Raw genomic sequence first — 12,634 nt, 5'->3', positions numbered from 1 at the left:
ATTTGATTTTCAAAAATAAAGAATCTTTTTGGAGTTCAAATGTTTTGAATACTTTTTAACGAGTATTGGTTATCTTTGTAAGATGAATTTAGAAAATTGTCCTTTATGTAAAGGTGAAGCGGAAGTTTTCTGTGAAAAGCCCAAACATTTGTTCTATAAATGCACAAATTGTGAAGGTATTTTTAGACCACAACACACTTTTTTAACCGCTGAAGAAGAGAAAGCACATTACGAAAAGCACAATAATGATGTTTTTGACGAGCGCTATCAAAACTTTGTTTCTCCAATCGTTGATGCTATTTTACAAGATTTTAATCCAGAAGCTAAAGGTTTAGATTTCGGTTCAGGAACAGGTCCCGTCATTTCTAAAATGTTGAAGGATAAAGGCTATCACATTCAGAATTACGATTTGTTTTTTGCGAATGATTTAGTACTGCTTAAAGAAAAATACAATTACGTTTCGTGTTGCGAAGTAATGGAGCATTTTCATCAACCTTACAAAGAATTTGAATTATTGAAAAGCTTAATACTTTCGAAAGGAAAATTATACTGTAAAACAGAAGTTTTCAACAATCAAAAGGCTTTTGAAAATTGGTATTACAAAGATGATTTTACCCATGTTTTTATTTACCAACCCCAAACCTTGGAATGGATAAAAAAAGAATTTCATTTTTCGAATTTAGTAATTAAAGAGAAGTTGATTGTGTTTGAAAATTAAGTGTGAATTATTAGAGTATTTAACCACATAGAAACATAGTAAATAAGACTTTTATAGATCATAAATGATTTATATAGTCTATGTTTACTTCAATAAGTTAAACGCCTTGTTATAGACTTTACTAAATTTCTATGTGGTTAAAAAAAATTATTTTTTTGCTAAAACCGATTCAGGAACTAGTTGTGAAATATCACCACCATTTCTTAAAACATCACGTACAATACTTGAAGAAATAAAGGAAGTTCGAGCAGCTGTTAACAAGAAAACCGTTTCTATTTTAGACATGACACGATTGGTATGTGCGATGGCTTTTTCGAATTCAAAGTCGGCTGGATTTCGTAATCCACGTAAAATGAAATCTGCTTTTTCTTTTTTGCATAAATCGATGGTCAAACCCGAGTAGGTGATGACTTTTACTTTTGGTTCGTCTTTAAAAGCTTCTTCGATAAAACGTTTTCGGTCTTCTAATGAAAACATGTATTTTTTTTCGGCATTTACACCAATCGCTACAATAACTTCATCAAATAAAGAAACACCTCTGTTAATGATATCGTAATGTCCGTTAGTGATTGGGTCAAACGAACCTGGAAATATTGCTTTTTTCATGTTTTACTTCTTTAAAGCCAATTCAATGGCGTTTTCAAATAGTTCAGGTAACGAAATTCCGGCTTCTCTTGCTTGTTGTGGTAGAATACTTTCGGTTGTTAAACCTGGAATGGTATTCATTTCTAACATATGAGGTTCATTGTTTACGATAATAAATTCACTTCTCGAAAAACCTTTCATCTTTAATACTTCATAGGCTCTTTTAGCTACCGTTTCGATTTTTACTTTTAATTCGTCAGAAATTCTAGCAGGTGTAATCTCTTTTGATTTTCCTAAATATTTTGCTTCATAATCAAAAAAGTCATTTTCCGATACGATTTCGGTAATAGGTAAAACCGTAACCGTTCCTTTATAATTTATAACTCCAACAGAAACTTCTGTTCCGTCCAAGAAACTTTCAATGATGATTTCGTCGTCTTCTTTGTAGGCATTTTTAATGGCTGGAAGAAATTCTTCTTTCGTTTTTACTTTTGAAATTCCAAAACTTGAACCTGATTTATTTGGTTTTACAAAGCAAGGTAATCCTACTTTTGCTAAAATGGAATCAACTTTAATTTCATCACCTAAATTCAAATAATAGGATTCCGCAGTTTTTATTCCGTAAGGTTTTAAAACAGACAACATATCACGTTTATTGAACGTTAATGCTGCTTGGTAATAATCACACGAAGTTTGTGGTATATTCAATAATTCAAAATAAGATTGCATTAAACCATCTTCGCCAGGTGTTCCGTGAATTGCATTGAAAACCACATCAAAATTGATTTTCGAGCCATTAACAGTTACAGAAAAATCGTTTTTATCAATTGGGAATTCCACATCGTTTTCATCAACATATACCCATTTCTCTTTAAAAACATGAATACGATAGGGATTAAATTTATCACGGTTAATGTTATTAAATACTACATTTCCGCTTGTTAACGAAATTTTGTACTCGCTAGAGTAACCTCCCATTATAATGGCAACGTTTTTCATTCTAAACTTTAAATTATATACACAAAAGTACATTAATTATTCAGAATTTTGCGTCTTTTGTTTCTTTTAAGAAGAAATATTTTTCATGTAAATTCGTTTTAAATCTGTGAAGAAATGAAAATGAATTGCGTCGTTATTTCTTTTTGAATTTTATATCTTTGTCAAAATATCATTTTGTATGAGTTTATTTAAGTTTTTAACAAGTCGAACATTTTTTGTTCAAGTTCTAATTGCTATGGCAATTGTTGTAGTTTTTACTTTTTTAGTTATTCAACTTTTAGATTTTAGAACCAATCATGGTCAAGAAATCAAAGTGCCTGATTTGTCTAAAATGAAGTTAGAAGTTGCTGAAGAAAAATTGAATGATTTGGATTTAGAAATATTTTTGTTAGATACTGTTGATTTTAATGCTGATTTTCCTCCTTTCACGATTTTAGAACAAGATCCTAAAGCAGGTAGTTTGGTTAAAGATGGGAGAAAAGTATATGTAAAGTTAAATGCTGGTGAATTTACAGAAATCACAATTCCAGAATTTAAAGATAAAACGTATCGTCAAATTTCGGCAACTTTAAAATCTTTGACTTTAAAAGAAGGAAAGATTACTTATAAACCTCATATTGCAAAAGATGTTGTTTTACAAATTTTTCAAGATGGAAAACGTTTAAGAGCTGGTGATAAAGTAAAGAAAAATTCTACTTTAGATTTTGTATTAGGAGATGGAAAAGAGGTTTTTAACGAAGAAACATTTAGTTCAGAAGAGCCCGCAGATACTTTGCCAGTTGAGAAAGAAATTAAACCAGAAGAATTTAAGTAGAAATGGCGGATTATAATGTAGGAACTGAATTAGAAGATGAGTTGTATGAACATCATCGTTTTGAAGCAAGTAAAGGGCAATCAGCTTTACGAGTGGATAAATTTTTGATGAACATGATTGAAAATACCACAAGAAATAAAATACAACAAGCAGCTGAAAAAGGTTCGATTTTAGTAAACGATGTTCCTGTAAAATCGAATTATAAAGTTAAAGCTGGAGATATAGTTCGCTTGGTTTTAGCTCACCCAACATACGAGCAATTACTTACTCCTGAAAATATTCCGTTAGATATTGTGTATGAAGACGATCAATTGTTGGTTATCAATAAACCAGCTGGTATGGTGGTACATCCAGGTCACGGAAATTATTCGGGAACATTAGTGAATGCTTTGGCCTTTCATTTCGAAAATTTACCAATGAATAGTTCGGAAAGACCAGGTTTGGTACATCGAATTGATAAAGATACTTCAGGTTTATTGGTTGTTGCCAAAACGGATTTTGCTATGGCCTATCTGACCAAACAATTTGCAGAGAAAACGTCGGAAAGAGAATACATAGCATTAGTTTGGGGAAATATTGAAGAAGACGAAGGAACGGTTGAAGGAAACATCGGTCGTCATGATACCAATCGTATGCAAATGGCAGTTCATTCCGATGCAGAAAAAGGAAAACCTGCAGTAACACATTATAAAGTTTTAGAACGATTTGGTTATGTAACTTTAGTTTCTTGCCAATTAGAAACAGGCAGAACGCATCAGATTCGTGTTCATATGAAACATATTGGTCATACTCTTTTTAATGATGAACGCTATGGAGGTGATGCTATTTTAAAAGGAACGACTTTTACAAAATACAAACAGTTTGTAGATAATTGTTTTAAAATATTACCAAGACAAGCACTACATGCTAAAACATTAGGTTTTGAACATCCCATTACAAAAGAATTTTTACGATTTGATTCTCCAATTCCACAAGATTTTCAAGAATGTATAGACAAATGGAGAGTATATTCTAAAGCACAAGCTTTTACGGAAGAATAAAAGGAAATATTTAAATATTATAACTTCCAAAAGTAAAAGATAGTTGAAGGTTTTTTTATGACACTATAATGAAATCTTATAAATGTCCTAAACCAACATTTGTATATTTTCGTATTTTTGAAAAATAGAAAGAAAAATTATGAAAATTGTTATATCGCCAGCAAAATCTTTGAATTACGAAAGTCCGTTACCTATTACTGACTTTACACAGCCAATTTTTTTATCAAAATCAGAGACTATTCAAAAAACATTAAAAAAGAAAAAGCCTAAGCAACTGATGGAGCTTATGGATATTTCTGAAAAGTTGGCTGAATTAAATTGGCAACGTAATCAAGATTGGAGCATTCCTTTTACTCCTGAAAATGCGCGTCAAGCAGTTTATGCTTTTGATGGTGATGTTTATACAGGATTAGATGTCTACTCTTTACCAAAAGAAAAAATAGCTGTTTTACAAGATAAATTACGAATTCTCTCAGGTTTGTACGGACTTCTAAAACCTTTAGATTTAATGCAACCGTATCGTTTAGAAATGGGAACGTCTATTGCTATTGGAGCGAAGAAAAACCTTTACGAATTCTGGAAGAAAACCATTACGGATAATTTAAACAAAGAACTTACTAAAGACGAATTGTTTCTAAATTTAGCGAGCAACGAATATTTTAGTGCAGTTGACCAAAAAGCGTTAAAAGTTCCAGTCATTACACCAGAATTCAAAGATTACAAAGACGGAAAACTAAAAATGATTAGTTTCTTTGCTAAAAAGGCAAGAGGCTTAATGGTGCGTTACATTATCGATAATAACGCCGAAACTATTGAAGATTTAAAAGGTTTTAACTACGAAGGTTATGCTTTTGATGCGAATTTAAGTAAAGGAAATACTTTAGTTTTTACGAGGTAAATTCTAAAATAAAAAATCCCAAATTCATTACAAATTTGGGATTTAATAATATAAATTCTAAAAATTATTTCACTTCTTCGGTCGGTGTAACTTCTGTAGAACTTGAAGCATCTTTTGGCATATCTTCCCCTTTTAAATACGTTGGTAAATTCAAACCAGCCATGTTGAATAAATCATTTAATGGCGGAACAGTTTTCATCATTCCAGAAACGAAATTCGCAGTCGAACCATTGCCATCTGTATTATTTCCAGAATCCCAAACCGTGATTTTATCAATTTTGATATTTTTAACAGCTTCCACCTGAGTTTTAACTAATTCAGGTAATTTCTCGATTAATAATAATTGGAATGCTTTTGTTGGATCACCACCAGCAGCTCCAACTACTTCACGATATCCTTCTGCTTGCTTCGTTAAGATTTCATACAAACCTTTTGCTTCCGCTTCCATTTTTGCGAAGATAGCATCTGCTTCTCCTTTTGCTTGCACTCTAATTCTTTCTGCTTCAGCTTGTGCATCGATAACGGCTTTTTGTTTTGCAATTTCAGCCGGAATTACAATATTCGCATTTTGTGTTGAACGTTCTCTCTCAGCACGAGCAGCTTCCGCTTTTTGTTCGGCTTGATACGCTTCTTCCAATGCTTTTGCTTGTTGTACTTTTTCCGAAGCTAAGGCAATACGTAATGCTTCTGCTTCTTTTTCACGTCTTGCTGCTTCTGATTGTGCAATGGCAATTTTTGCCTCATTTTCTCCTTGAATCGCAATCGCATTTGCTTCAGAAGTTGCTACACGCGTATCTCTTTCTGCTTCCGCTTTACCAATACTTTCATCTCTAAAAGCAGCAGCAATACTTACTTCTCTGTCTTTGTTTGTATTCGCAATTTTAACATCACGATCTCTGTGAGTTTCTGCAATTTGAACGTCTTTTTCTCTATCGGCAACTGCTTTTCCAGTTTCCCCAATTTTTTCTTGTTCCGCAACCGAAATTTTAGCTTCGTTAATTGCTTTTGCAGCCGCTTCTTTTCCTAAAGCTTCAATATATCCTGATTCATCTTTAATATCGGTAACGTTAACGTTAATCAATTTTAAACCAATTTTCTTCAATTCAGAATCTACGTTTTTCGAAATGTTATCTAAGAATTTATCTCTATCCGAATTGATTTCTTCAATCGTCATCGTAGCGATTACCAAACGCAATTGTCCAAATAAAATATCTTTTGCCAATTCCTGAATTTGTTCTGGTGCCAAACCTAATAAACGCTCAGCAGCCGTATTCATACTATCTGTTTCAGTAGAAATCGCAATAGTAAATCGACACGGAACATCTACACGAATATTTTGACGAGAAAGCGCATTGGTTAAATTCGCTTCAATAGAAATTGGTTTTAAATCTAAAAAGGAATAGTCCTGAATTACAGGCCAAATAAAAGCACCACCACCGTGAACACACTTAGCCGATGTGCCTCCAGTTTTTCCATAAATAACTAAAATTTTGTCTGATGGACATCTTTTGTAACGCGAAATTAAGGTCACGAAAGTAACGAATAGCACAAAAGCGGCTACAACAATAATAATAACTTGTGTCATATAAATTAAGGGTTAGATTTTTTCTACGATAACTAAATTGTGCTCCACTGCAACTACTTTTACAGTACTTCCTGAAGCTAATTTTTCAGATGAATTTGTTATGGCATCCAATTCATGAAACGAACCATTCACACTAATTTGAATTTTTCCTTTTCCAGATTTTGCCTCTGGAATAGTTAAATAAACTTCAGCATTTTTATTTAATGTGTTTTCAATTTTAAAACTATTGTCTTCTGAAAGTTTTAAAATTTGTTTGATTAAGAAAAAGAAAACACCCACAAAAAGAATTCCCACTAATACAGAAATTCCAATTAGAATCGTTTTGTTTTCGATTGATTCATAAAACGAAATACCTGTCCAACTAAATCCTAATAAAAAGTTGATTAAGTTGCGAAGGGTAAATAATTCAAAAGGCATATCACCATCACCACCATCGGTATCGGCATCCGTTTCAGAACCACTTAATCCAATGAAAGTAGAAATGGTTTGTAATAGAAAAAAGATACTCACTGGTAACGCAATGTACCAAAAAGCCTTAAGTAGTGGCTCGTAATGTTCAAGAAAGTTCATAGTTGTCAGTTAGTTTTGTAATTATACGATTACATTTACAAAAAGTTACAATTTACAAAAAAATACTATGAACTTTCTTAATTTTTATTTGATTTTATTGAAAAATTTAGAAATGTCTGAAATCGGATTGTGTTTTAAAAAGTTGATAAAAGCACTTCCAATAATCGCTCCTTTTTGATGTTGAGTAGCTTGTTGAAACGTTTCTTTATCTTTAATTCCAAAACCAACAATTTGGGGATTTTTTAAGTTGAAATCGGCAATCCGTTTGAAGTAATTCATTTGTTCTGAACCAAAACCAGATTGACTTCCCGTAACAGCAGCCGAACTCACCATATAAATAAAACTATCGGAAACCGTATCGATTTGTTGGATTCTTTCTTCGGAAGTTTGTGGCGAAATTAAAAAGATGTTTTTCAAGTTATATTTCTCGAAAATCGATTTGTATTCGGTTTCGTAAACTAATATAGGTAAATCAGGAATAATTAAACCATCAATCCCAACTTCAGCACATTTTTGACAAAATTTCTCTATTCCAAATTGCATCATCGGATTAAAATAGCCCATTATGATTAAAGGAATTTGAACGGTTTTTCGAATGTCTTTCAATTGCTCAAATAGGAGCGAAGCTGTCATTCCATTTTCAATAGCAATAGTAGAACTTTCTTGTATAGTTGGTCCATCGGCTAACGGATCGGAAAATGGCAACCCAATTTCAATCATATCTACACCGTTTTTTTCCAATTCTTGAATAATTGAAAAGGTGTCGTTTAGTTTTGGAAATCCTGCTGTAAAATAAATGGAAAGCAGTTTTCTATCTTCTTGTATTTTTTGGTTGATTCTGTTCATATTCTTTTTTTAACCACAAAGTACACAAAGAAAGCACTAAGCGCACTAAGTTTTTATATATGTTTTTACTAAATTATATAGCAGAGTTTTAGTCAAGAAGGCTTATCAGCCTTTGTGAACCTTGTGCCTTCTTCGTGTGCTTTGTGGTTACTTTTTTTAAAATTTAAAATAATCAATATACGTATTCAAATCTTTGTCGCCTCTTCCTGATAAGTTGATAATAACAATATCATTTGGCAGGAATTGTTTTTTATCCAAAACTGAAAAAGCATGTGCCGTTTCAATTGCTGGTATTATGCCTTCTGTTTTTGATATATCTAATCCTGATTGCATGGCTTCGGTGTCTGTTATTGCGATGAATTCTGCTCTTTTAGTATCGTGTAAATGGGCATGAAGTGGGCCAACTCCGGGATAATCCAATCCAGCGGAAATAGAGTAGGGTTCGGTGATTTGTCCGTCTTCGGTTTGCATTAATAAGGTTTTACTTCCGTGAATGATTCCAATTTTACCCAAAACAGAAGTCGCAGCACTTTCACCTGAATCAACTCCATGTCCAGCGGCTTCCACCGCAATTAATTTCACTGATTCTTCCTCTAAAAATTCGTAAAAAGCACCAGCAGCATTGCTTCCACCACCCACACAAGCAATTACATAATCAGGATTTTCTTTACCTTCTTGAGCAAAAAGTTGGGATTTAATTTCCTTAGAAATCACACTTTGAAAACGTGCCACCATATCTGGATAAGGATGAGGTCCAACAACAGAACCAATAATATAAAACGTATCAATTGGGTTATTAATCCAATCACGAATAGCTTCATTGGTAGCATCTTTCAAGGTTTTTGAACCCGATGTTGCTGGTCGAACTTCTGCACCCAACATTTTCATGCGAGCAACATTTGGCGCTTGTCTTTTAATATCGACTTCACCCATATACACAATGCATTCTAATCCCATTAGAGCACAAACCGTTGCCGTTGCCACGCCATGTTGACCTGCGCCAGTTTCTGCAATGATTCTGGTTTTACCTAAGCGTTTTGCTACTAAAATTTGTCCGATGGTGTTGTTGATTTTGTGTGCTCCTGTGTGACATAAATCTTCTCGCTTCAAGTAGATTTTGGTATTGTATTTTTCGGATAAACGTTTGGCAAAATACAAAGGCGTTGGTCGACCTACAAATTGTTGTAATAAGTCGTTAAACTCTTCTTGAAAAGAAGGTTCGGCCATTATTTTAAAATAGTTTTCTTTTAATTCTTCCACATTTGGGTATAGCATTTCAGGAATAAAAGCGCCTCCAAATTGGCCGTAAAATCCATTTTCATCAACATTATATTTCATATAGCAATTTTTTAAATTTTTGTAATTTGATTTTATTTTTGATTCCAGGTTTTTTCTCAAAACGACTGTTAACATCAATTGCGTAACATTTTTTTGCAGCGGGTGATTTTAGAAATTCTTTTAATCCGTCAATTTCTGTAGTTCCAATTCCACCACTTAAAAAGTATGGAACATTAAAGTGATAGTTTTCCAAGACATTCCAATCGAAAGTAATGCCATTTCCTCCCGGTAATTTTCCTTTCGTATCAAAAAGAAAATAATCGACAGCTAATACATATTCTTTAACCACAGAAAAATTGAAAGTCGAATCCATAGAAAAAACTTTGATGACTTCAACACCGAGTTTTTTCACGTTTTTACAAAAAATAACTGATTCGTCTCCATGTAATTGAATAACGTCTAATTGATATTGGTTTATTTTTGAAGCAATTTCTTGTATGGACGCATTCACAAAAACCCCAACTCTTTTTGTAGTTTCAAGAAGTTCAGGAATAACATCTAAAGTTATATTTCGTTTTGATTTTTCCCAAAAGATAAAGCCCAAATAATCAGGATTTAGAGTTGAAATCTCTTTGATGTTTTCAGGATATTTCATACCACAAATTTTTAGTTTTACGTTTTTCATATTCTTTTATTTTTACCACATAGAAACATAGTTTTTTGATTGAATCAAATAAGGTGTTTCACTTTTTTTAAGTTTTCATAGTTCTTTGTTTACTAAGAATTCCTCTTACATTTTAATCTATGTTTCTATGTGGTTAATTTTAAATAATTAAGTTGGTTATAAATTTTTTAGCTTCCAAACCAGGATTTTCGGTTTTCATGAAATGTTCTCCCATTAAAAAACCTTGATAGCCAAATTGTTGCAATTCATTTACAGCCTCAATTGAACTAATCCCACTTTCTGAAACTTTTACAAATTCGTCGGGAATTTTAGTAGCTAATTCTTTACTGTAATCTAAACTCACTTCAAAAGTTTTTAAATTGCGATTGTTTACGCCAATCATATCTAAACTTGGCATAATCGATTTTTCCAATTCTTCCAAATTGTGAACTTCTAACAATACTTCTAAACCTAAACTTTGTCCAAATTCTGAAAGTTGCTTTATTTCTTCTCGAGTCAAAACTGCTGCAATTAGTAAGATTACATCGGCTCCGTGGGCTTTGGCTTCCAAAATTTGATATTCGTCAACAATAAATTCTTTTCTTAATAATGGAATATTTACCGAAGCTTTTGCCAATAACAAATCATCTAAATTTCCACCAAAATATTTACCGTCTGTTAATACAGAAATACCGCTAGCGCCAGCATTTTGGTATCCTAAAACTACATCTTCAACGGAATGATTATTATTAATAACCGATTTCGATGGCGAACGACGTTTATGTTCTGCAATAATTCCAGAAGCGCTGTTTCTCAATAATTTACTCATAGAATACGTGCGAGAATTGAATAAAACCGAAGCTTCCAATTGCGAAACAGGAATAATGCTTTTTTTTAGTTCTACTTCACGTTTTTTATCGATGACTATTTTATCTAAAATGTTCATGATTAATTACTTATTGTGATTAATTTTTTCAATTTTTCCAATGCTTTTCCGCTGGCTAAACTTTCTTGCGCTTTGGCTAAAGCTTCATCATAATTTAATTTTTCAACCGTTTGAATGGCGATAGCTGCATTAGCACAAACTACATTATTTTGAGCTGTTGTTCCTTTTCCAGAAATGACATCAAAGAATATTTTTGCTGATTCATCAACGGTTGCTCCACCTTTGATGGTTTCTAGTTTACATTCTGGTAATTTGAAATCTATTGGTTTTAAAATTTGTTCAGAAGTGTTGGATATGATTTTAACTTCATCAGTCAAGGAAACTTCGTCAAAACCGCTTAATCCATGTAAAATGGAGTAGTTGGTTTCAGTATTTTGATACAAATAAGCATACATTCTAGCCAATTCCAAACTAAAAACACCAACCATTTGATTTTGTGGAAATGACGGATTTACCATTGGTCCCAACATATTAAAAAAAGTTTTCACGCCTAATTCTTTCCGAATCGGACCCACATTTTTCATAGCAGGGTGGAAGAGTGGTGCGTGTAAAATGGCAATATTGGTTTCTTCAATTGATTTGGTGAGAAAATCGGAATCATTCGTAAATTTCACCCCCATTTTTTCCATCACATTACTCGATCCTGAAATCGAAGAAACACCATAATTTCCATGTTTAGCGACTTTAATTCCAGCTCCTGCTACGATGAAAGAAGCTAAAGTGGAAATGTTGAACGTGTCTTTTCCATCGCCGCCTGTTCCACACAAATCAATTGTATTATATGCTGAAAAATCAACAGGAATACACAATTCCAACAAAGCTTCACGGAAACCTGCTAGTTCTTCAATGGTAATGTTCCTCATCATATAAACCGTCATAAAAGCTGCAATTTGGCTCGGATTATAATTTCCAGAAGAAATGTTGACCAGAACGGTTTTGGCTTCTTCTTTGGTTAAGATTTCGTGTTGGATTAATCGATTTAATATATTTTTCATTTCATTTATTTTAAAATTGGACATAAGTTGGGCTGTACTTCACTAATTTTGTGTTAGTGAAGCAAGAAATTAAGCGTGTATGTTGTTGCTAATTAATGGCTAAGCCAATTTTCTAAGATTTTTTTTCCGTAAGGCGTTAAGACACTTTCTGGATGATATTGCACGCCTCGAATATCAAAATGTGCATGTTTCATTGACATAATTTGACCGTTTTCATCAGTAGAAGTTACGATTAAATCAGCCGGAAGGTTTTCGTTAGAAACAACCCAAGAATGGTAACGCCCAACTTCAAACTCGTTTGGTAAATCGTTGAAAATGAAGTCATCTTCGATTTTTGTGACTTTGGTTGCCACACCGTGATAGACTTTTTCTAAGTTGGTTAATTTTCCGCCAAAAACTTCACCAATAGCTTGTAAACCTAGACAAACTCCGAAAATACTTTTGCTTGAAGCATATTTTTTGATAACTTCTTTCAATAAACCCGCTTCATCTGGAATTCCTGGTCCTGGCGAAAGTAGAATTTTATCGAATTTTTCTAATTCATTCAATTCAAATTCATCGTTTCTGAAAACGGTTACGTTCGCATTCAAATCCTCTAAATAGTGGACTAAATTGTAAGTAAAACTATCGTAATTGTCTATAACTGCTATTTTCATTTCTTTAATTTTTTTCAATTTCAAGGACAAATTCAAGTTC

At 32.8% G+C, this 12,634-nt stretch carries 14 protein-coding genes; 4 read left to right on the top strand and 10 right to left on the bottom strand.

The annotated features are described in order from the left end of the window. Nucleotides 1-82: 82 nt before the first annotated feature. Nucleotides 83-718 (top strand): class I SAM-dependent methyltransferase, encoded by a 636-nt coding sequence (locus V7P59_RS07590; protein WP_333809559.1) that lies wholly within the window; start codon nt 83-85, stop codon nt 716-718. 147 nt (nt 719-865) lie between these two features. Here the strand turns inward: V7P59_RS07590 and coaD are convergent, their stop codons facing one another. Then, nucleotides 866-1,324, bottom strand: coding sequence for a pantetheine-phosphate adenylyltransferase (gene coaD / locus V7P59_RS07585; protein WP_333809558.1), 459 nt, complete (start codon nt 1,322-1,324; stop codon nt 866-868). A 3-nt stretch (nt 1,325-1,327) separates the two neighbouring features. After that, nucleotides 1,328-2,302, bottom strand: a complete 975-nt coding sequence (locus V7P59_RS07580; RefSeq protein WP_333809557.1) for a D-alanine--D-alanine ligase — start codon at nt 2,300-2,302, stop codon at nt 1,328-1,330. A 178-nt stretch (nt 2,303-2,480) separates the two neighbouring features. Between V7P59_RS07580 and V7P59_RS07575 the strand changes: the two genes are divergently transcribed. The 3 genes from V7P59_RS07575 to yaaA all read left to right on the top strand — a co-directional run bounded on the left by V7P59_RS07575 (nt 2,481) and on the right by yaaA (nt 5,054). Beyond that, nucleotides 2,481-3,116: a PASTA domain-containing protein gene (locus V7P59_RS07575; RefSeq protein WP_333809556.1), complete on the top strand. Its 636-nt coding sequence runs from the start codon at nt 2,481-2,483 to the stop codon at nt 3,114-3,116. Nucleotides 3,117-3,118: 2 nt separating this feature from the next. Further along, nucleotides 3,119-4,156, top strand: coding sequence for an RluA family pseudouridine synthase (locus tag V7P59_RS07570; protein ID WP_333809555.1), 1,038 nt, complete (start codon nt 3,119-3,121; stop codon nt 4,154-4,156). Nucleotides 4,157-4,295: 139 nt separating this feature from the next. Then, a complete protein-coding gene (gene yaaA / locus V7P59_RS07565; protein ID WP_333809554.1) occupies nt 4,296-5,054 on the top strand; it encodes a peroxide stress protein YaaA in 759 nt (252 codons plus the stop codon). A gap of 64 nt (nt 5,055-5,118) precedes the next feature. Here the strand turns inward: yaaA and V7P59_RS07560 are convergent, their stop codons facing one another. The 8 genes from V7P59_RS07560 to V7P59_RS07525 form a co-directional block, all read right to left on the bottom strand. Then, nucleotides 5,119-6,639, bottom strand: a complete 1,521-nt coding sequence (locus tag V7P59_RS07560) for a flotillin family protein (protein ID WP_333809552.1) — start codon at nt 6,637-6,639, stop codon at nt 5,119-5,121. A gap of 12 nt (nt 6,640-6,651) precedes the next feature. Continuing rightward, the gene (locus V7P59_RS07555; RefSeq protein WP_333809551.1) at nt 6,652-7,209 is read right to left on the bottom strand and encodes an NfeD family protein; all 558 of its coding nucleotides are present in this window, start codon (nt 7,207-7,209) and stop codon (nt 6,652-6,654) included. Nucleotides 7,210-7,293: 84 nt separating this feature from the next. Beyond that, nucleotides 7,294-8,055 carry a tryptophan synthase subunit alpha gene (gene trpA, locus V7P59_RS07550; RefSeq protein WP_333809550.1) on the bottom strand — a complete coding sequence of 254 codons (762 nt, stop codon included), beginning with the start codon at nt 8,053-8,055 and terminating at the stop codon, nt 7,294-7,296. A gap of 156 nt (nt 8,056-8,211) precedes the next feature. After that, nucleotides 8,212-9,393 carry a tryptophan synthase subunit beta gene (trpB, locus tag V7P59_RS07545; RefSeq protein WP_333809549.1) on the bottom strand — a complete coding sequence of 394 codons (1,182 nt, stop codon included), beginning with the start codon at nt 9,391-9,393 and terminating at the stop codon, nt 8,212-8,214. Next, the gene (locus V7P59_RS07540) at nt 9,383-10,018 is read right to left on the bottom strand and encodes a phosphoribosylanthranilate isomerase (protein WP_333809548.1); all 636 of its coding nucleotides are present in this window, start codon (nt 10,016-10,018) and stop codon (nt 9,383-9,385) included. Before V7P59_RS07540 ends, trpB begins: the two co-directional genes overlap by 11 nt. 139 nt (nt 10,019-10,157) lie before the next feature. Then, nucleotides 10,158-10,943 (bottom strand): indole-3-glycerol phosphate synthase TrpC, encoded by a 786-nt coding sequence (trpC, locus tag V7P59_RS07535; protein WP_333809547.1) that lies wholly within the window; start codon nt 10,941-10,943, stop codon nt 10,158-10,160. Between the two features lie 2 nt (nt 10,944-10,945). Then, nucleotides 10,946-11,938, bottom strand: coding sequence for an anthranilate phosphoribosyltransferase (gene trpD / locus V7P59_RS07530; protein WP_333809546.1), 993 nt, complete (start codon nt 11,936-11,938; stop codon nt 10,946-10,948). A gap of 92 nt (nt 11,939-12,030) precedes the next feature. Then, nucleotides 12,031-12,594 (bottom strand): anthranilate synthase component II, encoded by a 564-nt coding sequence (locus V7P59_RS07525; RefSeq protein WP_333809545.1) that lies wholly within the window; start codon nt 12,592-12,594, stop codon nt 12,031-12,033. Nucleotides 12,595-12,634 lie beyond the last annotated feature (40 nt).

The organism is Flavobacterium sp. (assembly GCF_036782315.1).
Taxonomy (GTDB): domain Bacteria; phylum Bacteroidota; class Bacteroidia; order Flavobacteriales; family Flavobacteriaceae; genus Flavobacterium.
Note: the sequence above shows the minus strand (reverse complement) of the source record. Positions and strands in the feature narration are given on the sequence as shown.